The 25,550-nt window shown below is 64.8% G+C and carries 26 protein-coding genes; 7 read left to right on the top strand and 19 right to left on the bottom strand.

All coding sequences use genetic code 11. The features are described from left to right. Positions 1–55: 55 nt before the first annotated feature. Both QY049_RS17710 and ettA read right to left on the bottom strand, forming a co-directional pair. Positions 56–1,282, bottom strand: coding sequence for a lytic murein transglycosylase (locus QY049_RS17710; protein ID WP_301269742.1), 1,227 nt, complete (start codon positions 1,280–1,282; stop codon positions 56–58). 7 nt (positions 1,283–1,289) lie between these two features. After that, positions 1,290–2,939, bottom strand: a complete 1,650-nt coding sequence (gene ettA / locus QY049_RS17705; RefSeq protein ID WP_258765700.1) for an energy-dependent translational throttle protein EttA — start codon at positions 2,937–2,939, stop codon at positions 1,290–1,292. A 234-nt stretch (positions 2,940–3,173) separates the two neighbouring features. Between ettA and QY049_RS17700 the strand changes: the two genes are divergently transcribed. Further along, complete coding sequence (locus tag QY049_RS17700) at positions 3,174–3,389, top strand: hypothetical protein (RefSeq protein WP_194479943.1); 216 nt, start codon at positions 3,174–3,176, stop codon at positions 3,387–3,389. 146 nt (positions 3,390–3,535) lie between these two features. Continuing rightward, a complete protein-coding gene (locus QY049_RS17695) occupies positions 3,536–4,498 on the top strand; it encodes a D-2-hydroxyacid dehydrogenase family protein (RefSeq protein WP_301269741.1) in 963 nt (320 codons plus the stop codon). Positions 4,499–4,570: 72 nt separating this feature from the next. Here QY049_RS17695 and QY049_RS17690 read toward each other — a convergent pair whose 3' ends face one another. After that, positions 4,571–5,743: a L,D-transpeptidase gene (locus QY049_RS17690; protein ID WP_301269740.1), complete on the bottom strand. Its 1,173-nt coding sequence runs from the start codon at positions 5,741–5,743 to the stop codon at positions 4,571–4,573. 198 nt (positions 5,744–5,941) lie between these two features. Continuing rightward, complete coding sequence (locus QY049_RS17685; RefSeq protein WP_301269739.1) at positions 5,942–6,064, bottom strand: hypothetical protein; 123 nt, start codon at positions 6,062–6,064, stop codon at positions 5,942–5,944. A gap of 45 nt (positions 6,065–6,109) precedes the next feature. Between QY049_RS17685 and QY049_RS17680 the strand changes: the two genes are divergently transcribed. After that, positions 6,110–6,877: a hypothetical protein gene (locus tag QY049_RS17680; protein WP_301269738.1), complete on the top strand. Its 768-nt coding sequence runs from the start codon at positions 6,110–6,112 to the stop codon at positions 6,875–6,877. A 13-nt stretch (positions 6,878–6,890) separates the two neighbouring features. On the opposite strand, the gene sseA is transcribed toward QY049_RS17680, so the two are convergent. The 3 genes from sseA to QY049_RS17665 form a co-directional block, all read right to left on the bottom strand. After that, on the bottom strand, positions 6,891–7,745 hold the full coding sequence (gene sseA / locus QY049_RS17675) for a 3-mercaptopyruvate sulfurtransferase (RefSeq protein WP_301269737.1): 855 nt from the start codon (positions 7,743–7,745) through the stop codon (positions 6,891–6,893). A 199-nt stretch (positions 7,746–7,944) separates the two neighbouring features. Next, a complete protein-coding gene (locus tag QY049_RS17670) occupies positions 7,945–8,358 on the bottom strand; it encodes a rhodanese-like domain-containing protein (RefSeq protein WP_301269736.1) in 414 nt (137 codons plus the stop codon). 32 nt (positions 8,359–8,390) lie between these two features. Next, positions 8,391–9,566 (bottom strand): VWA domain-containing protein, encoded by a 1,176-nt coding sequence (locus tag QY049_RS17665; protein ID WP_301269735.1) that lies wholly within the window; start codon positions 9,564–9,566, stop codon positions 8,391–8,393. A gap of 123 nt (positions 9,567–9,689) precedes the next feature. On the opposite strand from QY049_RS17665, the gene QY049_RS17660 reads away from it, so the two are divergent. Then, positions 9,690–9,935: a GlsB/YeaQ/YmgE family stress response membrane protein gene (locus QY049_RS17660; protein ID WP_301269734.1), complete on the top strand. Its 246-nt coding sequence runs from the start codon at positions 9,690–9,692 to the stop codon at positions 9,933–9,935. A gap of 93 nt (positions 9,936–10,028) precedes the next feature. After that, positions 10,029–10,871, top strand: a complete 843-nt coding sequence (locus QY049_RS17655) for a MoxR family ATPase (RefSeq protein ID WP_008140272.1) — start codon at positions 10,029–10,031, stop codon at positions 10,869–10,871. Positions 10,872–11,718: 847 nt separating this feature from the next. Here the strand turns inward: QY049_RS17655 and QY049_RS17650 are convergent. From QY049_RS17650 to QY049_RS17625, 6 genes are all read right to left on the bottom strand, one after another. Continuing rightward, positions 11,719–12,006, bottom strand: a complete 288-nt coding sequence (locus QY049_RS17650; RefSeq protein ID WP_301269733.1) for a hypothetical protein — start codon at positions 12,004–12,006, stop codon at positions 11,719–11,721. A 77-nt stretch (positions 12,007–12,083) separates the two neighbouring features. Continuing rightward, a complete protein-coding gene (locus QY049_RS17645) occupies positions 12,084–13,730 on the bottom strand; it encodes a GMC family oxidoreductase (protein ID WP_301269732.1) in 1,647 nt (548 codons plus the stop codon). A 16-nt stretch (positions 13,731–13,746) separates the two neighbouring features. Then, on the bottom strand, positions 13,747–14,340 hold the full coding sequence (locus tag QY049_RS17640; RefSeq protein WP_194479926.1) for a GNAT family N-acetyltransferase: 594 nt from the start codon (positions 14,338–14,340) through the stop codon (positions 13,747–13,749). Between the two features lie 176 nt (positions 14,341–14,516). Next, positions 14,517–15,443: an SMP-30/gluconolactonase/LRE family protein gene (locus QY049_RS17635; RefSeq protein ID WP_301269731.1), complete on the bottom strand. Its 927-nt coding sequence runs from the start codon at positions 15,441–15,443 to the stop codon at positions 14,517–14,519. 135 nt (positions 15,444–15,578) lie between these two features. Continuing rightward, positions 15,579–16,412: an AraC family transcriptional regulator gene (locus QY049_RS17630; RefSeq protein WP_194479923.1), complete on the bottom strand. Its 834-nt coding sequence runs from the start codon at positions 16,410–16,412 to the stop codon at positions 15,579–15,581. A gap of 79 nt (positions 16,413–16,491) precedes the next feature. Beyond that, on the bottom strand, positions 16,492–16,812 hold the full coding sequence (locus QY049_RS17625) for a hypothetical protein (protein WP_194482613.1): 321 nt from the start codon (positions 16,810–16,812) through the stop codon (positions 16,492–16,494). Positions 16,813–17,028: 216 nt separating this feature from the next. Between QY049_RS17625 and QY049_RS17620 the strand changes: the two genes are divergently transcribed. Continuing rightward, on the top strand, positions 17,029–17,247 hold the full coding sequence (locus QY049_RS17620) for a hypothetical protein (protein ID WP_194479921.1): 219 nt from the start codon (positions 17,029–17,031) through the stop codon (positions 17,245–17,247). 279 nt (positions 17,248–17,526) lie between these two features. Here QY049_RS17620 and QY049_RS17615 read toward each other — a convergent pair whose 3' ends face one another. After that, on the bottom strand, positions 17,527–18,183 hold the full coding sequence (locus QY049_RS17615) for a glutathione S-transferase family protein (protein ID WP_194479919.1): 657 nt from the start codon (positions 18,181–18,183) through the stop codon (positions 17,527–17,529). 121 nt (positions 18,184–18,304) lie between these two features. On the opposite strand from QY049_RS17615, the gene QY049_RS17610 reads away from it, so the two are divergent. Next, positions 18,305–19,528 (top strand): polyhydroxyalkanoate depolymerase, encoded by a 1,224-nt coding sequence (locus QY049_RS17610; RefSeq protein WP_301269730.1) that lies wholly within the window; start codon positions 18,305–18,307, stop codon positions 19,526–19,528. A 12-nt stretch (positions 19,529–19,540) separates the two neighbouring features. On the opposite strand, the gene QY049_RS17605 is transcribed toward QY049_RS17610, so the two are convergent. The 5 genes from QY049_RS17605 to QY049_RS17585 are packed head-to-tail and all read right to left on the bottom strand — an operon-like array spanning position 19,541 to position 25,536. Further along, positions 19,541–21,409 carry an ABC transporter ATP-binding protein gene (locus QY049_RS17605; RefSeq protein ID WP_301269729.1) on the bottom strand — a complete coding sequence of 623 codons (1,869 nt, stop codon included), beginning with the start codon at positions 21,407–21,409 and terminating at the stop codon, positions 19,541–19,543. Further along, on the bottom strand, positions 21,409–22,335 hold the full coding sequence (locus QY049_RS17600; RefSeq protein WP_301269728.1) for a glyoxylate/hydroxypyruvate reductase A: 927 nt from the start codon (positions 22,333–22,335) through the stop codon (positions 21,409–21,411). Before QY049_RS17600 ends, QY049_RS17605 begins: the two co-directional genes overlap by 1 nt. 7 nt (positions 22,336–22,342) lie before the next feature. Continuing rightward, positions 22,343–23,671, bottom strand: a complete 1,329-nt coding sequence (locus QY049_RS17595; protein ID WP_301269727.1) for an FAD-binding oxidoreductase — start codon at positions 23,669–23,671, stop codon at positions 22,343–22,345. Between the two features lie 34 nt (positions 23,672–23,705). After that, a complete protein-coding gene (locus QY049_RS17590) occupies positions 23,706–24,581 on the bottom strand; it encodes an ABC transporter permease (protein ID WP_301269726.1) in 876 nt (291 codons plus the stop codon). Positions 24,582–24,585: 4 nt separating this feature from the next. After that, entirely contained in the window at positions 24,586–25,536 is a 951-nt protein-coding gene (locus tag QY049_RS17585; protein WP_301269725.1) for an ABC transporter permease, read from the bottom strand. Positions 25,537–25,550 lie beyond the last annotated feature (14 nt).

The following is a 25,550-nucleotide window of genomic DNA, read 5'->3' as shown; positions in this document are numbered from 1 at the left end:
CCGAGATCCAAGCCCGGCCGAGTTTCTCGGCCGGGCTTTTTCTTTGACCAACTTGTCAGCGCGTCGCCAGTATCGACCGCAGCACCGCTTCGCTCGGCCAGCAATCGACCTTGAGCCCCGCCGACTTCTGATAGGCGCCGAGAGCCGCGCGCGTCTGCATGCCGGCCTTGCCGTCGATCTTGTCCTTGTAGAGCCCGGCGCGCGTGAGCCCGCGCTGCATAGCCTCGACGTCCTTCGTGCGCAATTGCTTCGACGCCGACCATGGCGTCGCGAACGGCAACGGGCTCGTCATGCGGTCGCTGAGATGACCGACGAACAGCACGTAGAGGTCGGAGAAATTGTATTCCTTGATGACGAAGTAGTTCTTCGTGGTCAGGAACGCTGGACCATAGATGCCCTCGGGCTGGAGCAACGAAGCCGGCTGCGCTTGTTCCGCGGCGCTCAGCTTTTGGCCGCGCACCGGTACAAAGCCTTCACGCAGCCACTGGCCGATCGGCTTGGTCAGCTCGGGCACGCCCGTCGTGCAATCGACCTTCGCGGGTGCCTGCACCTCATAGGCCCAACGCAGGCCGCTTTGCCAGCCCTTGTTGACGAGCTGCTGCGCAGCAGAGGCCAGCGCATCCGGTACCGAGTGCCAGATGTCGACGCGGCCATCGCCGTCGAAATCGACGCCGTGCTTGTAATATTCGGACGGCAGGAACTGCGTGAGCCCGGTGGCACCAGCCCAGGACGAACGCATGTCCTTGCGCGTCACCGCGCCCTCGCCGAGGATCTTCAGCGCGAGGATGAACTCGTTGCGATAAGTATCCTTGCGCCTGCCGACATAGGCCTGCGTCGCCAGCACGCGAACCAGATCATAAGGCAGCGTATAGCGGCCGTAATCGGTCTCGCGTCCCCAGATCGCGAGCATGACGGTCACAGGCACGCCGGAGCTCTTCTCGATCTTCGTCAGCGCGGCGCTGTATTTTTGGAGCAGCCGCTGTCCCTCGCTTGCGAGATTCGCAATCGAGGCTTCCCTGACGTAGTCGGCCGGCACCTGCACGAACTCGGCCTGCGAGGGCGCGCCGGTCGCAGGTCGTCCCGGCAGGATCAGATCAGGCAGCTTGTAGTCAGGCTCGAGCCCGTGCGTCTCCCGGTCGAACGTCGCGCGCGAGACGCCAGCCTCTTGGGCTTCCGGCCAGAGCGAGGCGATGAACTGCGAGAAGGCGGCGTCGGAGGCGCTGGCGGACGACAAGCAGCAGGTGATCGCGATCACCGCAGCGATGAGCGTCCGTCGCATCATGCCGAGATCACCGCGTCAGCTTCTTGTACTTCACGCGGTGCGGAATGATGCTGTCCTGGCCGAGCCGGCGCATCTTGTCCTTCTCGTAATCCTGGAAGTTGCCTTCGAACCATTCGACATGGCTGTCGCCCTCGAAGGCCAGGATGTGGGTCGCGATGCGGTCGAGGAACCAGCGATCGTGGCTGATGATGACGGCGCAGCCGGCGAAATCCTCCAGCGCCTCTTCGAGCGCACGCAGCGTATCGACGTCGAGGTCGTTGGTCGGTTCGTCGAGCAGCAGAACGTTGGCGCCGGACTTCAGCATCTTGGCGAGATGGACGCGGTTGCGTTCACCGCCGGAGAGCGCACCGACCTTCTTCTGCTGGTCGGCCCCCTTGAAGTTGAACGACGAGCAATAGCCGCGCGAATTCACTTCCTTCTTCCCGAGCAGGATCAGCTCGTTGCCGCCGGAGATCTCCTCCCACACGGTCTTCTTGCCGTCGAGCGCGTCGCGGGACTGGTCGACATAGCCCAGATGCACGGTCTCGCCGACCGTGATGGTGCCCTTGTCCGGCGTCTCCTGCTTGGTGATCATCTTGAACAGCGTGGTCTTGCCGGCACCGTTCGCACCGATCACGCCGACGATGCCGCCGGGCGGCAGCTTGAAGGTGAGATCGTCGATCAGGAGGCGTTCGCCATAGCCTTTGCTGAGAGTTTCGAAGTCGACCACGTTGGCGCCGAGACGTTCGGCGACCGGGATGATGATCTGCGCGGTCTGGGTCTGCTTCTCGCTGGCCTGCTTGAGCAACTCCTCATAGCGCTGGTAGCGCGCCTTCGACTTGGCCTGGCGGGCCTTCGGCGAGGACGCAACCCATTCCTGCTCGCGCGCAATCGTCTTCTGGTGCGCGGCGTCCTCGCGGCCTTCCTGCTCGAGGCGCTTCTGCTTCTGCACCAGCCAGGACGAATAGTTGCCCTCGTAGGGAATGCCCTTGCCGCGATCGAGTTCGAGGATCCAGCCCGTGACGTTGTCGAGAAAGTAGCGGTCGTGGGTGACGATCAGGATCGCGCCGGGATAGTTGCGTAAGTGGCCTTCGAGCCACGACACCGACTCGGCGTCGAGATGGTTGGTCGGCTCGTCCAGCAGCAAAAGTTCGGGCTGGTCGAGCAGCAAGCGGCACAGCGCGACGCGGCGGCGTTCACCGCCGGAGAGCTTGGTCACATCGGCATCATCAGGCGGACAGCGCAGCGCGTCCATGGCCTGGTCGACCTTGCTGTCGAGATCCCAGAGGCCCTGGGCCTCGATCTCGTCCTGCAGCTTGGTCATCTCATCGGCGGTCTCGTCCGAATAGTTGACCGCGAGCTCGTTGTAACGGTCGAGGATCGCCTTCTGCTTGGCGACGCCCTGCATGACGTTCTCGCGGACGGAAAGAGCAGGGTCCAGCTGCGGCTCCTGCTCGAGATAGCCGACGCGGGCGCCTTCGGCGACCCAGGCCTCGCCGGTATATTCCTTGTCGAGGCCCGCCATGATCTTGAGCAGGGTCGATTTACCGGAGCCGTTGACGCCGAGCACGCCGATCTTGGCGTCCGGGTAAAAGCTGAGGCGAATGTTGTCGAGCACCTTGCGGGTCGGGTAGCTCTTGGTCAGGCCTTCCATGAAGTAGACGAACTGGCGCGCCATCGGTCCCGTGAAACCTTCGATTTGAGGAGATTTGCTTAGCCAGCGATGTAGCGATCCCGCCCCCAAAGGGCAATGTTTTCCCTCCGTTCACCACGGATGAATACTGGTCGGACACCATCCGGACCCCATTCCGGACAATTGAAACCATCTTTTAATAAATCAGGCCAAAGCTCGGTTTCGCGCGGAAACAGCGCCCCCTGCTCAGAATGAATGGGGAGCACAGCGAGGCCTATCATGGCTCTGATCGAGACCAACTCCCTTCCCGTTCCGGCAGGAGCCGGCCGCGCCTCCACGCTCGTCTCCGAGGTCAAGGGTTTCTGGAAAAGCTTCTTCGCCACGGCCTTCAACCCCTACCGGCCCGAACTGCACTACATGCGCGGCCCGGGTCCCGCCTGGCGCGCCAAGCACGGCATGGATGCGCCGATCCGGCTGAAGCCCCGCGATCTCTGAGCCCCTCTCTCCCTATCGGACTTTTGAAGACCCTGACTGCTTGCGCGCGAGGCTGATTGCGCGCAACCATGGCCCGGTTCCGACGATGGCGCCTTCCGCTTGGCGTCTCACCTCTCGCCGTCAACTCTGGCCATGGATGAACGCTGATGACGCGGCTGCGCTGTGCAATTCTCGACGACTATTTCAACCTCGCCCTCGACGTCGCCGACTGGTCGAAACTGTCCGACCGCATCGACACCACCGTGTTCAGCCACCCCTTCGCCTCCGAGCAGGCCGCGGCCAGCGCGCTCGCCGATTTCGACATCATCTGCGCGATGCGCGAGCGCACCGCGTTCCCGAGGAGCCTGTTCGACAAGCTGCCAAAGCTGAAGCTGCTGCTCACGTCGGGCATGCGCAACGCCGCGATCGACATGGAGGCTGGGAAGGAACGCGGCGTCGTGATCGGCGGTACGCAATATTCGCGCGACCCGACCGCGCCGCTCACCATGGGCCTGATCCTGGAACTGACCCGCGGCATCGGCCGCGAGAATGCGCGCATGCATGCGGGCGAACCCTGGCAGACCTTTGCCGGCGTGGAGATCGAGGGCCTCACGCTCGGCATCATCGGCCTCGGCAAGCTCGGCACCAAGATGGCGGGCGTCGCCAAGGCGTTCGGCATGAACGTGATTGCCTGGAGCCCGAACCTGACGCCGGAGAAGTGCGCGGCCGCCGGCGTCGGCTATGCCACCAAGGAGGAGTTGTTCGCCAAGGCCGACATCGTCACCATCCACGTGGTGCTGAGCGATCGCTCGCGCGGCCTCGTCAACCGTGCGGATCTTGCGCGGATGAAGCCGACCGCCTTCCTCGTCAATACCGCGCGCGGGCCGATCGTGGACGAGCAGGCGCTGCTGGAGGCCTTGCAGCAACGGAAGATCGCCGGCGCCGGCATCGACGTGTTCTCGGTCGAACCGCTGCCGGTCGACCATCCCTTCCGCAAGCTCGACAATCTCGTGCTGACGCCGCATCTCGGCTACGCGACCGAGGACGGGCTGCGCATCCATTACGGCCAGATGGTCGAGGCGATTGACGCTTTCACCAAGGGCCGTGAGCTGCCGCGAAAGCTGGCCTGAACGACACCGACCTCAAACGACGAAGGGCGTGCCGACGGCACGCCCTTCTCAATTCCAGATATCTCGAAGCGCCTAGCGCACGGTGACCGGCGCGGGCAGCGGCGGCACGACTGTGGGCTGCGTACCCGGGACCGGACCGGCCTGGGCGGCCATCGGCGCCTGACCGGGCGCAGGTGCCGCCGAAGCGGTCGTCGTGCCCGGAGGCGGATTACCCGGCAAGACGACCACGCGGGTGCCGACCTTGGCACGGTCGAACAGATCCGAGACGTCTTCGTTGAGCATGCCGATACAGCCGGAGGAAACGAACTTGCCGATCGTCGAAGGCTGGTTGGTGCCGTGGATGCGATACACGGTCGAGCCGAGATACATGGCGCGGGCACCGAGCGGATTGCCTTCGCCGCCGGCCATGAAGCGCGGCAGGTAGGGCTGGCGCTCGATCATTTCCGCCGGCGGATGCCAATCCGGCCACTCGGCCTTGCGGGTGATCTTCTGCACGCCGGTCCAGGTGAAGCCGTCGCGGCCGACGCGGACGCCGTAGCGGATCGCGCGCCCATTGCCGAGGACGTAATAAAGGTAGGTGTTCGGGGTATCGACGACGATGGTGCCGGCCGGCTCCTTGGTCTGGAACGCAACCTCCTGACGACGCAGGTTCGGCGGAAGCTGCGCCGGTGCAGCGTCAGGCTGCTCCTCGGGCGGCAACGAGGCGACCGACATCGGCCGGCCATCGGCACCGGGCTGCGGCGAGACCGCGCCGGTCGCGGCCGGACCACCGACGGCTTCCGGCGGACGCATGCCGTCGTTGCCGGGCGCCTGGCCCGAGCGATCGCCATAGATCACCGGGGGCGGACCTGCGGGCCGGCCGTAACGGGGATCATCGGGAGACATCACCGGTCCCTGCGGCGGAGCGGCGGAATAAACCGGGGGAGCGCCGGCCGGGCGGCCGTAGCGCGGATCATCCGGGGACATCACCGGACCCTGCGGCGGGGCGGCCGAATAAACCGGGGGAGCGCCGGCCGGGCGGCCGTAGCGCGGGTCGTCGGCCGGACCAGGCGGCGGCAGCGAGGCCTGCGCGTCGTCGTCATCCTCCAGCGAGTCGAAATTCGGGGTGCGGTCGCCGGGCCGGTATTCGCTCGGAGCGCCATAGCTCGGCGCCTGTTGAACCGGATAGCTCTGGGCCTGCACAAGCGAGGTTCCCGCCGCAGCGACTGTTGCGGCAGCGCATATCGTCAGAAAATGTTTGATCATCATCGCTCTTGTAAGTCCCCGGGCCCCGTCCGAGCCGTTGACGGCCACATGACCGAAGATAGCGGCACATTCAAGACATAACCTGCTGATCTGTGCCTGATTTAGCGATTTGTGATGCAATCGCACACAGTTGCTCCGTTGCATCACGGGGCGGAAATCGCATTTTGCCGTAGATTGCCGGAGCATCAGCCCTGATTTTTACGGAACGGCGCAGAGACGTTGCGATATGGTCGAATCAGCCTGATTCGCCACCGCTTTGAGCTCGAATTCCTGCGTGGCGAACGCGGCACCCAGTACCGTCACCGCGTTCAGATGGCTCATGGGCCCTGGCCATACGCCGCCGGGGCGGAAATTCGCAATCCGTCGATGCTTCCCGGCTTTCGCTTCCTGCTTGCCGCGATCCTGGTGTCTACCTCCATTCTGGTGTTCGGCTTGGGCGCCGCCTCGCTGCTGCGGGCGAGCCACGAGCAGTACGTCAGCAACCCCTCCTGGCGGAACGGTCCGCAGGAGCAGGTGTTCGCGCAGAGCCCCGAACCGGCCCAGCCGGTGCTTGCAGCGCTGCGCGTGGAGCCGGCCCCGCCTGATGCCAATGAGGCGGCGCTTGCGATGCCCGAGCAAATCCCGAGCATCGGGCTGCCCGCGGTCGAGACCGGCCCCGAGCAGATGGCCGCAGTGATGCTCGAAACCCAGCCCGAGGCCCAGGTCGCTGCCATTGCGCCGGCTGCAGAGACGACTACACCCGCCGTCGAAGCGCCGGCTCCCGAGCCAGCCCCGATCGAGACCGCGGCTCCCGCGCCCACCGACACACTGACCCCGGCCGACACGACCGTCTCCATCGCCGCGGCGACGCCGGCCCCAACGTTGTCCGCCACCGACGTGCCGCGAACCGCGACACCGGCACTGGCATCGCGCGTGAGCGACCTTGCCGCGGCAAGGGTTGCGGCGCTGAACGACCTCGCGCCGGCGAAACCGAAGGCCGCCAGCACGGCGCCCGAGAGCAAGCCGCGCGCGCACAAGCCCAAGAAGCGTCACCGCATCGTGCGACGCCCGCCGCCTCAGCAGATCCAGCAGGCGCTCGATCCGTTCGGCCAGCAACAGCAGACGCTCGCCACGACGGCCGCCCGCGCGCGCTGACCTCGCGACGGGGTTACGCCGGCCCGATCGCGATCGGCGGGCCCTTCTCCTGGCCCCATTCCGACCACGAGCCGTCATAGAGCGCGGTGTCGGTAACGCCCAAGCGATACAGCGCGAGCGTCAGCACGCCGGCAGAGACGCCGGAGCCGCAGCTCGTGACGATTGGTGCATCGAGCTTGACGCCAGCCCCGGTGAAGGCGGCGCGCAGATCGTCGAGCGGCTTCATCGTGCCGGTCGCGGCATCGAACAGCTGGCCATAAGGCACGTTGCGCGCACCGGGGATGTGACCGGAGCGGATGCCTGCGCGCGGCTCGGGCGCGCGGCCTTCGAAGCGGTCGGCGGCGCGCGCGTCGATCACCTGCTCCGCTCGGCTTTCGACGTTGGCGACCAGTTGCTGCATGCTGCGCACGCGCTTCGGATCGTAGCTCGCGTTGAACGTCGCCGCCTTCGGCTTCACTTCGCCGCTCTCCACGGGGCGTCCCTCGGCGCGCCATTTCTTCAGGCCACCATTGAGGATGCGCACATTGCCGTGGCCGAAGGCCAGGAACATCCACCACGCGCGCGGCGCCGCGACCCAGCCGCCGGCATCGTAGAGCACGACGGTGTCGGCATTGGAGATGCCGAGATTGCCGACATCGCGGCCGAACTGCTCCGCGCTCGGATACATGTGCGGCAACGGGTTGGAGTGATCCGACACCGCATCGACGTCGAAGAACGCGGCATCAGGCAGATGCGCGGCGAGATAATCATCCTTCGGCAGCGGCAGCACGCCCGGCAACTTGAAGCTGGCGTCGAGCACTTTGACGTTGGCGTCGTTGATGTGGGCGGCGAGCCATTCGGTGGAGACGAGGGGATCGGCGGCGGTCATTGGTCTTTCCTTGTGGTCATTCCGGGGCGCGCACAGCGCGAGCGAGATGGAAGCAGCACGCGTCGAACTCTGCTGTCATCGCCCGGCTTGACGGGCGATCCAGTACCCCGAGACGGCCGTGACTCAACAGATAGGCCGCCGCGTACTGGACTCTCCGCTTTCGCGGGGAATGACGAGTGGAGAGCGCAACAGCTCCTCCTCACCCCTTCTTCTTCGGCTCCCACTGCTCCGTCGGCCCACCGGCGTCGCGCCAGGCGGCGTAGCCGCCGGCGATGTGGGCGACGGGCTTCAGGCCCATGTCCTTTGCGGTCTTGGCCGCGAGCGCGGAGCGCAGGCCGCCGGCGCAGTGGAACACGAACTTCTTGTCTTCCTGGAAGATCGGCTTGGCGTACGGGCTCTGCGGATCGATCCAGAATTCGAGCATGCCGCGAGTGCAGGAGAACGCACCGGGGATGCGGCCGTCGCGCTCGATCTCGCGGGGGTCTCTGATGTCGACGATGACGACGTCGCCGTTCTTGGAGATCTCGATGGCGTCCACGGCGGAGAGCGTCTCGATCTCGGCATTGGCCTCGTCGATCAACGCCTTGATGCCGCGGGTGATGTTTTGGGGCATATGCTTCTCCCTCTTGTCGGCCGCGCCTACAGCTAGTGCGTCAGTTCCTTCATCGCATTCTCCAGACCTTCGATCGTGATCGGGTACATGCGGTTGGCGAAGATCCGTTTGATGATGGCGGTGGATTCCGAATAGTCCCAGTGCTTCTGCGCGACCGGATTGAGCCACACAGTATGCGGATAGGTGCGAATGATGCGGTCGAGCCAGACCGAGCCGGGCTCCTCGTTGACGTGCTCGACCGAGCCGCCCGGCACCATGATCTCGTAAGGCGACATCGAGGCATCGCCGACGAACACGACCTTGTAGTCGTGCGGGTATTTGTGCAGCACGTCCCAGGTCGGCGTGCGATCGGTGAAGCGGCGCTTGTTCTGCTTCCACACGCCTTCATAGAGGCAGTTGTGGAAGTAGAAATACTCCATGTGCTTGAACTCGCTCTTCGCCGCCGAGAACAGCTCCTCGACCTGCTCGATATGCGAATCCATGGAGCCGCCGATGTCGAAGAACACCAGGAGCTTGACCGCATTGCGCCGTTCGGGGCGCATGTGAACGTCGAGATAGCCGTGATTGGCGGTCTCGCGAATGGTGGTGTCGAGATCGAGCTCGTCAGGCGCGCCGGTACGCGCGAATTTGCGCAGGCGCCGCAACGCCACCTTGATGTTGCGGATGCCGAGCTCGACATTGCCGTCGAGATCCTTGAACTCGCGCTTGTCCCAGACCTTCACGGCGCGGTTGTTGCGGTTCTTCTCCTGGCCGATGCGAACGCCTTCGGGATTGTAGCCATGCGCGCCGAACGGCGAGGTGCCGGCGGTACCGATCCATTTCGAGCCGCCCTGGTGCCGGCCCTTCTGTTCCTCGAGGCGCTTCTTCAAGGTCTCCATGAGCTTGTCCCAGCCCATGGCCTCGATCTGCTTCTTCTCCTCCTCGCTGAGGTATTTCTCGGCGAGCTTCTTCAGCCACTCCTCGGGGATCTCCGCCTTCTCCATGGCGTCGAGCAGGCTTTCCAGCCCCTTGAACACCGTGCCGAACACGCGGTCGAACTTGTCGAGATTGCGCTCGTCCTTCACCAGCGAGGTGCGCGACAGATAGTAGAAATTCTCGACCGAATAGTCCGACAGATCAGCGTCGAGCGCCTCCATCAGCGTGAGGTATTCGCGCAGCGTCACGGGGACCTGCGCATCGCGCAGAGAAGTGAAGAATTGCAGGAACATGGATGACAGATTGCCCGTCGGGGGGCGAACGTCAAGGGGCGGAGGGCAGCGCCGGGCGCTGGACCGGGAGGCTATTTGCTCTAGAATTGAGGGCGTCACAGGTTTGTTTTGGGGACGTTTGCAATGGGAATTATCGCAGCGCTCATCATTGGTGCGATCGCCGGCTGGCTGGCCGGCAAGATTGTCCACGGGGCGGGATTTGGGCTGATCGGCAACATCGTCGTCGGCATCATCGGCGCGCTGGTGGCCGGCTGGGTGCTGCCCCAACTGCACATCGAGCTCGCCACCGGCACGATCGGCGCCATCGTGGATGCCACGATCGGCGCGGTGATTGTGCTGGTCATCCTTTCGCTGATAAGACGGGCCTGAAAGCCTGACCGAACCAGGAGCGGGTGCCGCGTGCGGCCGCTCCCCTGTCGCGACCGGGGCGCTCTTCCGGCCGACGACCAACAAGGACGCGCAATGAAATTTACGGGCACCAAGGACTATGTTGCGACCGACGATCTCAAGGTCGCCGTCAATGCCTCGATCGTGCTGGAGCGCCCGCTCCTCATCAAGGGCGAGCCCGGCACCGGCAAGACTGTTCTGGCCGAGGAAGTGGCGAAGGCGCTGAACGCACCGCTGCTGACCTGGCACATCAAGTCCACCACCAAGGCGCAGCAGGGCCTCTACGAATACGACGCGGTGTCGCGCCTGCGCGACAGCCAGCTCGGCGATGCGCGCGTCTCGGATATCAAGAACTACATCAAGCGCGGCAAGCTGTGGGAAGCCTTCACCGCCGAGCAGCGCCCGGTGCTGCTGATCGACGAAATCGACAAGGCCGACATCGAATTTCCGAACGACCTGCTGCTCGAGCTCGACCGCATGGAGTTCCATGTCTACGAGACCGGCGAGACCATCAAGGCCAAGCAGCGCCCGATCATGATGATCACCTCGAACAACGAGAAGGAGCTGCCGGACGCCTTCCTGCGCCGCTGCTTCTTCCACTACATCAAGTTCCCGGACGCCGACACGATGGGCCGCATCGTCGACGTCCACTTCCCCGGCATCAAGAAGCGCCTGGTCGAGGAGGCGCTGCGCATCTTCTTCGAGGTACGCGAGGTGCCCGGCCTGAAGAAGAAGCCGTCGACCTCGGAGCTGCTCGACTGGCTCAAGCTGCTGCTCAACGAGGACATGAGCGTCGAGCAATTGCGCGAGCGCGACCCGCGCAAGCTGATCCCGCCGCTGCACGGCGCGCTGCTCAAGAACGAGCAGGACGTGCATCTGTTCGAGCGACTGGCATTCTTGAGCCGACGTGAAGTGTAAGGGCGAGCGCTCCTGCGGTCGCACGTCGCTGCAGCCACACTGACGGTGTCATGCCCCGGCTTGACCGGGGCATCCGGTACGCCGCGGCTTCTCGATTCAATCACAACAAGCTCTGGAATAATGGATCGCCCGGTCCTGGTGCGCAATTGCGCGCTGGCCGCACGGATGACAGTAAGGGGGTGGCGCAGACACACCTTCGCGTCCTCGCGGCGCATCTCGCCCGAGCTTTGCTTCGTCTGTCGCACCCTCTTCGAACGGAGGGCGCAGGGAAGGCCGGGTGCCGGCTGGCACCCACGGTCCGCTGTGCGCATGTAGCGCAATGAGAAATGCACAGCGGCATACAGGTGAAGCCGAACACACGGCCTTCCCTACGCAGTGGTTCGACGGCTTATGCCGTGCTCTCCCGGGAGCCGAATTCCCTCTGGCCTCCCTCACCCCGCGAATTGACGATGCAGTTCACCCGGTTGGGATTCCTGCACCTCCGCGAAAGCTTGACCGTAGCGACGACGGCCAGGACCACACGGTTTTGCCGTACGCGCGTCCATCGACACCACAGGGTCCCTCGGCGGCGTGCACACGCACCGAAAGAATGTCGGCGAGACGAACCTGACAGCGCCGTTCGTTCACACGCGGGTCTCGGGCTCACGGGGACTACCCGCCCTGCCCGTCCCATCTCGTGCCGACGCTACCGCGTCCACCGCAACCCGGCCCGCGCTTCGAACGACTCGCGAACCGCCCCTCATCGTCGGGCCGGGCTGTTTCGATTTATGCCGCAATTCCGAATTTCGGTAAAGTGGAATATTTTTGCGGAGAGGGGTTGACGGGGTGGCGGGTGTTTTGCCCGACGTTATGAGGCCTGCAATTTCGCTGCCCACTCAAGAGCCGGAAGTACCGTGCCGACGAACACGCCGGCTGAGAACGCCTTGCGAAATGGCGTGCCCCAAGGAAACCATCGCATTCCGCCCATGAAGTACATTGCCGCCCAGAGCCCGGCAAACAAGGTCCAATCCCGCCAACCCACGCGTAACAGCAGACCAACCGAAATAGCGGTGCAGACAAAGACGAGGCCGCATATGGCCATCTGGCGAACCGATTGTCGCTCGGCGCCGGTTTGAGGCATTTGCCGCCTTTCCATGTGTAGAGCTCGTGAGGTGGGGTAGCTTCAGCGTAACCCACCTCTTTCCCTTCCGCATCCATAGAAGCGGGTGTTTCTCACGCCACCGCGGCATCCGGGATGCGCGCGGCTTCCATTGGGGCCTTGCCGCGAATGAGGTCCGAGGCGCGGTCGGCGATCATCATGGTGGAGGCGTTCAAATTCGCCGAGATCATGCGCGGCATGACCGAGGCGTCGATCACGCGGAGGCCTTCGAGACCGTGGACGCGGAGTTGGTCGTCGACCACGGCCCACGATGAATCCGCCGGGCCCATGCGGCAGGTGCAGCCGGGGTGGAACGTCGTGGTGCCGCGCTCGGTGGCGGCATGCAGGAATTCGTCGTCGGTGTTGACGTTGGGGCCGGGGAAATCCTCGTAGGCGTAATAGGGCGACAGCGGCGCGCTCTTCAGCAGGTTGCGCGCGAGCTTCATGCCGCCGACGATGACGCGGCGGTCGAGTTCGGCATCGAGATAATTGGTCTGGATGATCGGCGCCGCGAACGGATCATTCGAGCGGATGCGGACATAGCCGCGGCTCTCCGGGCGCTGCTGCCAGGAGGCCACCGTCATGCCGGGCTCGTCCTCGAGCTGGCCCTGCACGCCTTCCTTGTAAGAGGCCGGCGTGAAAGTGAGCTGGAGGTCGGAGCTGTCGGCGCTCTCGCCCGAGTGCCAGAAGCAATAGACCATGGTCGGCGACAGCGAGAGCAGGCCGCGGCGGGCGGTCGCCCATTTCAGCGCCTCGATCCACAGCGAGAAACCGCGACGAAGCTCGTTGATGGTCTTGATGTCCTTGACGCGCGCCACGGTACGCGGGGCGTAATGATCCTGCAGGCCTTCGCCGACCGGCAGCGCGTGACGCACGGCGATGCCGTGTTGCTGCAGCAGATCGGGCGAGCCGATGCCGGAGAGCTGGAGGAGCTGCGGCGAATTATAGGTGCCGCCGGACAGGATCACCTCCTTGTTGGCGCGCACCTCCACCGGAGTGCCGCCGCGACCGCCCTTGGTGTAGCGCACGCCGACGGCGCGCTTGCCCTCGAAGATGATCTCGGTCGCATGCGCGTGCGTGTGCACGTGCACGTTCGGCCGCTTCATCGCAGGCTTCAGGAACGCGGTCGAGCCGGAGACGCGCAGGCCCTTGTCGATGGTGCGCTGGCAGTAGGAGACGCCCTCCTGCTTCGCGCCGTTGTAATCGGGATTACGGGGAATGCCGAGCGAGACCGCGCCTTCCATGAAGGCTTCGCAGAGCGGATCGCGCCAGTCCATCGTCGTGACGGTGAGATTGCCGTCGCGCCCGCGAAAGGTGCTGTCGCCCTCGCCGACCCGTTTCTCCAGCCGCTTGAAGTAAGGCAGCACATCGGTATAGCCCCAGCCGCGATTGCCCATCTGCGCCCAGGTGTCGAAATCCATGCGCTGGCCGCGGTTGTAGATGTGGCCGTTGATCGAGGACGAGCCGCCGAGCGTCTTGCCGCGCGGCGCGTAGATGCTGCGTCCGCCGGTATAGGGCCCGACCTCCTGCTGGTAGGCCCAGTTGATGCTCTTCATGTGGAAGGTCTTGATGAAACCCGCAGGCAGATGGATGTAGGGGTGCCAGTCGGAGGGTCCCGCCTCGAGCACGCAGACGCTGACATTCGGGTCTTCGCTGAGCCTGGAAGTGAGGATGCAACCGGCGGAGCCCGCGCCGATGATTACATAGTCAAATCTATCCATGATGCCTCGGCCGCCCCTAGCGTGGCTTTTCGTTGAGTTGATAGTTCAGATGTGCCTTCACCGTCGGCCATTCGGCGGCGGTGATGCTGTAGACGACGGTATCGCGCAGCGTGCCGTTCGGCGCGACCTGGTGGCTGCGCAGAATGCCGTCCTGCCTGGCGCCGAGACGCTCGATGGCGCGGCGGCTCTGGTGGTTGAAGAAATGCGTGCGGAATTCCACGGCGATGCAGTTCAGCGTCTCGAAGGCGTGGGTCAGCAGCAGCAGCTTGCACTGTGTGTTCAGCGGTCCGCGCTGTGCGCTCTTGCCATACCAGGTCGAGCCGATCTCGACGCGGCGATTGGCAGCATCGATGTTCATGTAGGTGGTCTGTCCCACGATCTTGCCGCCGGCGTCGAACACGGTGAACGGCAGCATCGAGCCCGCAGCCTGGAGGCCAAGACGACGGTCGATCTCCTTGGCCACGTTCTCCGGCGTCGGGATCGCGGTATACCAGATCGTGTAGAGCTCGCCGTCCTTCACGGCCTCCATCAGGCCATCGCGATGCTCTTTCGACAGCGGCTCGAGACGGGCGTGCTGTCCACGCAGGGTGACGGGATCGGGCCAGGGCATTGAGGTTGTCTCCAAGAAAACGACTGATCGTCATTCTGGGGCGCCGCGAAGCGGCGAGCCCGGAATCCATATCCACGTGCCGGAGTTATGGATTCCAGGCCTGCGTGCCTGCGCACGCATCCCGGAATGACGGCGGAATTTGTACAGCACGTTCAGAATGCCGGCTCAACACATTCTCACTTATTCAAAAAATTCAACGGCAAACCGCTGCGCGGCCAGTCCATGGCGACGAGTTCGCCCTTGCCTGACAGCGTGATGTAGGCGGTCTTCAGCTCGGGGCCGCCGAAGGCGATGTTGGTGGTGACGCGGTCGCCGGTCGGGACCTGCTCGACCAGGGTGCCGTCGGGCGCGATCACCGAGATGCAGCCGGAGACGAGGGTCGCGACACAGACGTTGCCGCCTGCTTCCACCGCGAGCGAGTCGAACATCTGATAGCCGCCGAGGCCGCAGATCGGCTTGCCCCGCTCGCCGCGATAGATCACGTCGCGCGGCTTGAGCGTGCCGGGCGCGGAGAGCTCATAGGCCCAGAGCCGCGCCGTCGGCGTCTCCGCGATGTAGACGGTGTTTTCGTCCGGCGAGAGACCAATGCCGTTGGCCGGCAGTATGCCGTGCACGACCTCGACGATGTCAGTCATGCCGGGCTTGAGATAGTACATGCCGCCGACATCCATCTCGCGGGCGCGGCGCTTGCCGAGGTCGGAGAACCACAGGCCGCCGTGCTTGTCGAAGACCAGATCGTTCGGACCGCGCAGATCGTGCTCGCCGCATTTGGTCACGACGATCTCGACCTTGCCGGATTGAAGGTCGACACGCTGGATCGAGCCGCCGAGATAGTCCTCGGGCTGCGGACCCGGCATGATCATGTTGCGGGTCGGAATCCAGGAGAATCCCCCATTGTTGCAGATGTAGATTTTTCCGTCGGGACCGAGCGCCGCACCGTTCGGGCCACCCGGCACTTTCGCCACGATCTCCTTGCGACCGTCGGGATGAACGCGGGTCAGGCGCTGGCCGCGGATTTCCACCAGCACCACCGAACCATCCGGCATCACCACCGGGCCTTCGGGAAATTCGAGGTCGGTGGCGAGGACGCGGATGTCAGACATTGGGGACCCTCCCGGCTGCTTGTTATGGCTTGCTCGGGATGTCCGGCACGGGCCCCGCTGGCAAGTTTTGCCAGCGGTTATGACAAAGTCGATCTCCCTTGCCAAGCAAGCGGGATGGTATGCCAGCGTTGCGCGCTACTCCCTGACCGGTATCCAAATCTCGAAGCCGCCATTGCCGGTCACCGGATCGAACTTCTCGTCATAGCGCTCGAAGTTCGGCGCATCCGCTGCCTTGTAGCCCGAGGCCGGCAGCCATTGATTCCAGATCGTGTTGACGGTGCGTCTGATCGAGGCGACGTGGTCGGCGTGGGTGAACACCGCGTAGCGCTGCTCGGGGATGCGGATGCGGCCGAAGCGGCGCGCGAGGTCGGAGAAATCGGCGACCTCGACACCGGCGATGTAGTCGAAATTGCCGGAATCATCGCCGTTGCAGCAGACGCCGTAAGCCACGTTGCCGACGCGCTCGGGAATGTCGGCGACCTCCTGGTGGAAGCGGTGCCACAGGCCCGGAATGGCCGCGCCGTTGTCGCAGGCGATGCGCTCGGCGAGGCCGGCGACGAGGAAGGCTTTTGCGGTTTCGAAACGGGGGGCGTCGAGATTGTCGAGCATGGAGGACTCCATCAGGATCGGCTCCTGAAGCTTGAGCTGGCCGGTGCACGTCGCCGCCCTCACCGCTTCGGGCGTGGTGCCGAACTGGTCGCGGAACGCGCGGGTGAATGCTTCGTGCGAGCCGTAGTCTGCCTCCAGCGCCAGCGACAGAATGTCCGGCGCGCCCCTGGCAAGGCTGCGCGCCGCTTCACTCAGCCGGCGTGCCCGCACGTAGCGCATCACCGGGAGACCGGTGGCTGCGGCAAACGCACGCACCATGTGGAACCGCGACACGCCACCGATCGCCGCGATCTCGTCGAGCGTCATCGGCTCGGCCAGATGGCTTTCGATGTACCAGAGCGCGCGCTGAGCTGGGTTCATGGGTTAGGGCTCTCGTTCGAAGCAAGGCCGGTCTAGACGATCGCGAGATGCCCCGTTTGATCGGCGTTGCGGTCAAACGTTACTTGTCCTTCGCATCCTTCGGCGGCGGCGCGTCCTGCTTTTTCTTCAAATCCTCGGCCGTCTTTGCCTGCGCCGCCTGAAGATCGCCGATCGTCTTTTGCAAACTCGTGAGCGCCACCTTCAGTGCATCTATCTGCCTGATGGCAGCATCGAGCTTCTGCTGGTGATCGAGGTTGAGTTTCGTGATGGTCTTCTGGAGGAAATCGACGTTGCTCTGCAGGCAGCTGGTGCGCCGCTCCATCGTCTTTTCGACCGTGCAGATCTCGATGCCGGGGACGTCCTGCGCGCGCACCGGCGTGTGCGCGACGAGAGGTAACATAGCGAAACAAGCAGCAGCGATCCGGCGCGGCATTCAGGTTCCTCATCAAATCGATCACGGCAATGTGCGCCGATGGCGCACAGCCGCTCGAGGCTACCACATTGGCACCGCATTCTCGCGGTGAGCTTGGGCCGTTCCCTCGGACGGGGAGCATTAAACCGTGCGCGGAAAAAGTGGGCGCTCTTTCCGTGGCTTTGATTAGGGGAGATTTCTGGAATGGCAACGCGCGAAAGACGTCTGGCGGAATTCGATGGCGCCGGAGAACCGCCGCCTGGCCTGCCACTCGAAGTGCTGTGCGAGGACCACAGCGGGACGTATCAACTGCCGTTTGCCTGCCGTTATGTCGAGGGACGCTGGCAGAACCACGAGGCCGGCATCGCGGTGGAAGCCACCGTCATCGGCTGGCGCCGGCCGCGTTTGAAACACTCGGCCTGAAGGCCGCCTCTGTCTCATAATGCAACGGGGCCGCGCTCCGCCTTAACGAATGGAACGCGCCCCGAACGAATCACGTCCGAATCGGCTTGGTGGCCCCGTACGCGGCTGTTCACGGCTAGATGTCGACAAGGCGTCGCCGAGGCGCACAATATCTGCGCGGCGCAAGATCGGCGCTCGGCCAATACCTTCGGCAAAAGTTAACGTTGGCAAAGACATAGAGGCCGGCGAGGCGGCCTGATGCCAGCGCCCCGGAAACAGGCAAGGCGCCGCGTCGCCTGCCTAATATTCGACCTCGAGCTCCTCGATCTCGGCCGGCTCTTCCCTCGCCGCCGCGATCCACTCCTTCATCTCGGGCATGGCCATGATGGTATCGGCATAGGCCTTCAGCCGCGGCTCGAGCTTGACGTCATAGGTGACGAAGCGCGTCACCACGGGGGCGTACATCGCGTCCGCCATGGTGCGCTTCTCGCCGAACAGGAACGGCCCGCCTGATTTCGCCAGGCATTCGCGCCAGATCGACCAGACGCGGTCGATGTCGGCCTGCGCGCGCGACCAGATCTTGAAGCCGGGGAAATGCCCCTTCAGATTGACCGGCAGCGAGGCGCGCAGCGTCGTGAAGCCGGAATGGATTTCGCCTGAGATCGAGCGGCAATGCGCGCGTTGCACGCGATCATCAGGCAGCAGCCCTGCGTCCGGCATCGCCTCGTTGAGATATTCGGCGATCGCGAGCGTATCCCATACCGTGGCGCCGTCATGCCGCAGGCAGGGCACCAGGATCGAGGACGACAGCAGCAGGATTTCGGCGCGCGCGGAGGCATCGTCCGGCGCCGTGATGATCTCCTCGAAATCAAGCCCGGAGAACTTCGTCAGCAGCCAGCCACGCAGCGACCAGGACGAGTAGTTCTTGCTGCTGATGGTCAGTGTCGCCTTCGCCATAGGGCCCTTCCCTCACGTTTCCGGCCAAACGCGCAGCAAGCGACGTGCCAATTCCAGGGGCGGCCACCGCCTGTCTGGCTCCGATATTGCATGGCGGCAGCGGACAGGTGGGCGCTTCAGTATGATGTCGATGTATTATCAGGCTTTTCAGAATCAGATGGACCTGACAGCGCCATGGCGGGCCGGAGCCTCGTCCGCGCTGAAATTCCTCAATCTGGTACCGCAGGGCATGTCGGACCAGGTCGTCGGCCGGCTCTCGGCAGCGCTGGAGCTGATCTCGCGCTCCACCCTCACCTATGACCGGCCGGCCTACGGCATCGACAGCGTGATGGTCGGCAACCGCGCGGTCGGCGTCACCGAGGAGATCGCCTACGCCACACCGTTTGGTTCGCTGCTGCATTTCAAAAAGGACGGCATCAGCGAGCAGCCGCGCATGCTGCTGGTGGCGCCGATGTCCGGCCATTTCGCAACGCTCCTGCGCGGCACCGTGAAGACACTGCTGCAGGACCACGACGTCTACATCACCGACTGGCACAATCCGCGCGACATTCCGCGCAGCGAGGGCCGCTTCGGACTCGACGACTACACCGAGCACCTGATCGACTTCCTCGGCCAGTTGGGCCCACGCCCGCACATGGTGGCGATCTGCCAGCCGTCGGTCTCGGCGCTCGCTGCCGCCGCGATCATGTGCGAGGGCAATCATCCCTCGCGGCCGGCGACGCTGACGCTGATGGCGGGTCCGATCGACACACGCATCCAGCCGACCAAGGTCAACGACTTCGCGAAAAGCAAGCCGATCGAATGGTTCGAGCGCAACCTGATCAACTACGTGCCGGTGCAGTGCCGTGGCGCGCTGCGAAAGGTCTATCCCGGCTTCGTGCAGCTCACCGCCTTCGTCTCGATGAATCTCGAGCGCCACATCAAGCAGCACATGGATCTCGCCAACCACATCGCCAAGGGCGAGACGGAGAAGGCGGCGAGCATCAAGACCTTCTACGACGAGTATTTCGCGGTGATGGATCTGCCGGCCGAGTTCTACATCGAGACCGTGCGCGACGTGTTCCAGGAGCACCTGCTGCCGCAGGGCAAGCTGATGCATCGCGGCCGCCCCGTCGACACCAGGGCCGTCGGCCGCATGGGCCTGATGACGGTCGAGGGCGAGAAGGACGACATCTGCTCGATCGGCCAGACGCTCGCGGCGCAGGACCTCTGCACCGGCGTCCGCGCCTATCGCCGGGTCCATCACATGCAGGCCGGCGTCGGCCATTACGGCGTATTCTCCGGCAAACGCTGGAACAACGAAATCTATCCGCTGCTGCGGGATTTCGTGCATGTGAACTCGTAGAGCGCAATCGCCTCAGGCCGACCACTCCTCGCCCCAGACCTGCACGACGTGGCCGGGCGACACTTCGCGATATTGCCGGGCCGGCGGCTGATAGTCGGGCGCGCGCACCGGGCTTCTGATCTCGTCGTTGGCGACCTCGCGCTTGCTGCCGCGGCGCGCGGGATCCGGCACCGGCACCGCCGCCATCAGCTTCTTCGTATAGGGATGTTGCGGATTGCCGAACACGGATGCGCGCGGGCCGATCTCGACGATCTCGCCGAGATACATCACGGCGACGCGGTGGCTCATGCGCTCGACCACGGCGATATCGTGGGAGATGAAGAGATAGGCGAGGCCCATGCTGGCCTGCAGGTCGAGCATGAGGTTCACGACCTGCGCCTTGACCGAAACGTCGAGCGCGGAGACCGCTTCGTCCGCGACGATCAGCTTCGGTCCGAGCGTCAGCGCGCGTGCGATGCAGATGCGCTGGCGCTGACCGCCGGAGAATTCATGTGGAAAGCGCGCGGCCATGTCGGCGGTGAGGCCGACGCGTACGAGCAGGTCGGCGACGTTCTCACGCGCCTGCGCAGCGGTTGCGAGGCCATTGGCGAGCAGCGGGGCTGCGATCGCCGTTCCCACCGACATCCGCGGATTGAGGCTCGCGAACGGATCCTGAGACACGATCTGCATGTGCCTGCGGAAGTCGCGCAAGGTGCGGCCGGTCATGGCGAGCACGTCATGGCCGTCGATCAGGACGGTGCCGGCGTCGGGCTCCGTCAGCTTGAGGATCGAGCGGCCCGTGGTCGACTTGCCGCAGCCGGACTCGCCAACCAGCGCCAGCGTTTCGCCCGCGCGCAAGGTGAAGGAGATGTTCTCGACCGCGTGGACGCGACCCGAGACCTTGCCGAACAGGCCCGATCGGATCGGGAAGCGCGTGGTGAGATTCGAGACCTCGAGCAGCGGCCGCTCGACGGTCGAGACCGTATCAGGCGTTTCAGCCGGCTCGTCGGAGGTGCCCGTCACCTTGTCGACGATGGGAAAGCGCATCGGGCGTGGGCGGCCGTCCATCGAGCCGAGCCGCGGCACGGCCGCGAGCAGTGCGCGCGTATAGGGATGCGAGGGCGCGGCAAAGATACGCGCGGTCGCATCGGTCTCCACCGCCTGCCCGCCATACATCACGACGGTGCGGTCGGCGATCTCGGCGACCACGCCCATGTCGTGGGTGATGAAGAGGATTGACATCCCCTCCTCCTGCTGAAGCTCCTTCAAGAGCTCCAGGATCTGGGCCTGGATGGTGACGTCGAGCGCGGTGGTCGGCTCGTCCGCGATCAGGAGTTTTGGTTTGCAGGCCAATGCCATCGCGATCATCACGCGCTGGCGCATGCCGCCGGAAAAGCGATGCGGATGCTCGTGAAAGCGCGACTTTGCCGCGGGAATGCGGACCCGGTCGATCAGACGGATGGTCTCGACCTCCGCCGCCGCGCGCGACAGACCGCGGTGCTGGATCAGCGCTTCCGCGATCTGGAAGCCGATCGTGAGTACCGGATTGAGGCTCGTCATCGGCTCCTGGAAAATCATCGCGACGTCGTTGCCGCGGATGTCCTTCATGGTCGTTTCGGGGAGCGCGAGGAGATCGCGGCCGGCGAGCGTGATGCAGCCCTCGCTACGGCCACTCTCCTTCGGAAGGAGCCGCATGATCGACAGCGCGGTGACGCTCTTGCCCGACCCGGACTCGCCGACGATCGCCACGGTCTCGCGCGGCGCGATGTCGAAGGAGATGCTGCGAACGACGGGAATCCATTGCCCATCGCGCAGGAAAGACGTGGTAAGGTCCGAGACCGTCAGCACGGGCGACTGTGCCTCCGCGACGACTTGGTCGGGTCTCGTTGCGCCGATGCTCATCAGTAACCCCGTTTGCGATCAACCAGCCCCGGCAGCGCTTCGCCGCGGCGGTGACGCGCGATGACGTCCAACACGAAATCGACCGCGGTATCCGGGCTCGTCATGCTGGCATTGTGCGGGGTCAGCAGGATGCGCGGATGGCTCCAGAACGGATGGCCTGATGGCAGCGGCTCGGGATCGGTGACATCAAGCACCGCGCCGGACAAAGCACCACTGTCGAGGGCGGCGAGGAAATCGGCCTCGACGAGATGCGGGCCGCGTCCGACACTGACGAGCCCCGCCCCACGCGGGAGGCGCGCGAACAGATCTGCGTTGAGGATGCCGCGGGTCTCGTCGGTCAGCGGCAGCAGGCAAACGAGGATGTCGGCTTGCGCGAGAAATTCCGGCAAGGTGTCCGCGCCCGCGTAACAGATCACGCCCTCGATCTCGCGCGGCGATCGATTCCAGCCTGATAGCGGAAAGTCGAATCCTCTGAGCCGTTCGAGCACGGCCTGCCCGAGCTGACCGAGCCCCATCACGCCGACGCGCCGGCGCTTGGCCGGCGTGATCCGGATCTCGCGCCAGACTTGTTCCTTCTGCTGATGGATGAAGTGCAGGAGGTCGCGATGCAGGCCCAGCACCGCCATCGTGACGTATTCCACCATGGTCTCGGCAATGCCGGGCTCCAGCATGCGTACGAGCGGAATGTGCGCCGGGAGTTTCGTTGCATCGAATTGGTCGACGCCGGCTCCAACCGAGAAGACCAGTTCGACGTTTGGAAAGGTCGCCGCGATGTCCTCCGGCGGCACCCACGCCACGAGATAGCGCACGTCGGCGGGATCGCCGATGTCAGGCCAGAGCCGGAACGGCACTTGCGGCGCGCGCTCGGCGAAGAAGGTCGCCCACTCCGCCCCGCGCAACATGTTGGCCTTGTAGAGGACGCTCATGCAGCCCTCAGAACGGGCTGACCGGCGCGAGCCGGCGCCCGTCGATCATGCGCTTGTGGCTGTAGGCGGCAGGATCTACCAGTGGCGTCGCGTTGGTGACGATGTCGGCGGCGAGCTTGCCGGCCGCGGGACCGATGCCGAAGCCATGGCCGGAGAAGCCGGTCGCGAGGAAGAAGCCCGGCAATGCATCGACCGGCGAGATCACCGGGATCGTATCCGGCGTGCAGTCGATGGTGCCGCCCCAAGCTTCCGCAATCTCGATGTCCTTCAGCTCCGGATTCGCCTTGATCAGCGAAGCCATCGCGGCATTGACCAGCGACATGTCGGGCGCGGGATCGCGCACGCGCTCGGTCTCGAACGGCGACGGCTTGTCGAAGCTCCAGCCGGTGCCGCGCACGATCTGATCGAAGAACGACTTGCCGAACGACAATTTCAATCCGTTCTTGCGATGCAAATAGGTCGGCCAGAACGTGCGCGCATAGCGGAACAGGTCCGGCGACAGTTCGACCGTACCGCGATTGCGCAGCGCCAGCGTGAAGCCGCCGTCGAGGCGGCGGCGGATGCAATAGAGATCGGTGCCGAGTGCGCCCGAGGTGATCTCCGGCGCCGGCGTGGTTCGGCATGCAGTCGCATTGACGAGACCGATCGGCAGCTCGATGCCATGACGGCGGCAGAACAGCGACGACCAGGCGCCGCCCGACAGCAGCACGGCTTGGGTTTTGATGGCGCCCTTCTCGGTGACGACGGCGCTGACCTTCCCGCCTGAGGTCTCCAGCCCGCGCGCGGCGCAGCCCTGGTGGATGGTGACGCCATGCTTTCGCGCAGCGGTGGCGAGCGCAGGCACGGCCATCGACGGCTCCGCACGTCCATCGCTCGGCGTGTGCAGGCCGCCGACCCATTTGTCGGTATTCCCGGGCATGCGCTCGGCGACTTCGGCCGGCGTCAGCACGGTCGAGTGCACCTGCATCTCGCGCGCGACCGCGGCCCAGCGTTCCCAGCTCGCGAGTTCGTCCTTGCTCTTGGTCAGGAAAAGCACACCGGTGCGGCGGAAGCCCGCATCGACACCGGCGTCGTTCTGCATGTCCTCCCAAAGCCGCAGCGCTTCGCGCGCCAGCGGAATCTCTTCGCGCGCGCGGCCCTGCTGGCGGCACCAGCCCCAATTGCGGCTCGACTGCTCGCCGCCGACATGGCCCTTCTCGACCAGCGCGACGGAGAGACCCTTCCTGGCGAGATGATAGGCCGCGGAGACGCCGATGACGCCGCCGCCGATGACGACGACATCCGCCTGCGCCGGCAGGCGTTCGTCGCTGCTTATACGGTTGAGCGGCGGGGACATGATGCACTCCTGCAGATCAGTTCGAGGCTTTTCGTCATGGGATGTTCATCCGCGGATCGAGCGCATCGCGCAGGCCGTCACCGAGGAAGTTGAAGCTCGTCACCGCCAGCGTGATGACGACACCCGGCGCGATCGCAAGCCAGGGCGCGCTGGTGAGATAGATCTGCGCATTGTTGAGCATGTTGCCCAGGCTCGCCGCCGGCGGCTGGATGCCGTAGCCGAGATAGCTGAGATAGGATTCCAGCAAAATCGCGTTCGCGATATTGAGCGTCGCGGCCACCATGATCGGAGCGATCGCGTTGGGCACGAGCTCACGGAACATGATGCGCGGGTTCGAGGATCCGAAGGCAAGCGCGGCGACCGCGAACTCGCGCTCCCGCAACGACCGCATCTGGGCCTCGACGACGCGCGCCACGCTCATCCAGGCGGTGGCCGCGATGAGCACCGTTGTGACGATGAGGCCGGGCTCGGTCAGCGCGGCCAGCGCCAGCAGCAGGAAGATGGTCGGAAAGCACAGCACGGCATCGACCAGCCGCATGAGGACTGCACCGACCACACCGCCATAGAAGCCGGCGAAGGCGCCGACGACGATGCCGACCACCATCGCGATCACCATGGCGACGAAGCCGATCGACAGCGAGACACGCGCCCCCATCATCAACCGCGCCAGCACGTCGCGGCCGAGTTCGTCGGTGCCGAGGATGTGCGCGCCCGAGAACGGCGGTGCGAAACGCTTCATGATGTCGATATAGGTGTCGTCGAACGGCAGGAGATAAGGACCGAACGCCGAGCCGAGCACGAGGACGACGATAATTACGGCGCCGGCGAGAGCGAGCCGATGCCGGCAGAAGCGTCGCCAGGCGCCCTGGCCAGGTGTGGGTTGAGCGGCGGACAGGACTGCGGTCGCCATCGCTTCAGCTCACCCGGATACGTGGATCGACGACGGCATAGAGGATGTCGGCCATCAGCGAGCCGATCAGCACCATCGTCGCCGAGAACATCAGGATGCCCATCACCACGGGATAATCGCGATAGCCGATCGAATCCAGGAACAGCCGGCCCATGCCGGGCCAGGTGAACACGGTCTCCGCGACCAGCGCGCCGCCGAGCAGCGTCGGAAATTGCAGGCCCGCGACCGTGATCATCGGCAGCAGCGCGTTGCGCAGCGCATGCACCGTGAGGATGCGCCATTCCGGCATGCCCTTGGCACGCGCGGTGCGGATGTAGTCCTGGTTGATGACCTCGAGCATGGAGGAGCGCATGAAGCGGCCCCACATCGCGGTCTCGACCAGCGCCAGCACCATGGCCGGCGCGATCAGATGATGCAGCAGGTCGAGGAAGGAGCCGTCGCCGACGGTTTCGCGGTTGCCGGCCGGCAGCCAGCCGAGCGTCACAGAGAAGACGTAGATGGTGACGAGGCCGAACCAGAAGGTCGGGATCGACAGCGCGATCATGGCGCCGACGGTGGCGAGCGAATCGAACAACGAATATCGGCGGAGCGCACCCAATATGCCGATCCAGCAGCCGAGCAGCACGGCGATGATGGTCGCCGTCGTCATCAACTCCAGCGTGGCGCCGAGATGCGAGGAGATCACCGACAGCACCGCCTCGCCGTCGCGATAGGACTTGCCCCAATCACCCCTGAGCATGCGCCCGAACCAATCGAGATACTGGATCGGCAACGGCCGATCGAGCCCGAGCTGCTTGCTGACGCGGTCGAGATCCTCCTGCGTCATCTGCGCGGAGGCCGCGAATTGCGACAGCGGACCACCGGGCGCCAGATGCAGGAGAGCGAAGCCGATTGCGGAGACGATCACCAGCAGCATCACCGCCTGCGCCAGGCGATTGAGGACGTAACGGGCCATCTCAGGCGATCCAG

Source organism: Bradyrhizobium sp. WYCCWR 13022 (assembly GCF_030435535.1).
Classification (GTDB): Bacteria; Pseudomonadota; Alphaproteobacteria; order Rhizobiales; family Xanthobacteraceae; genus Bradyrhizobium.
This window is presented reverse-complemented; position numbering and strand designations above follow the sequence as displayed.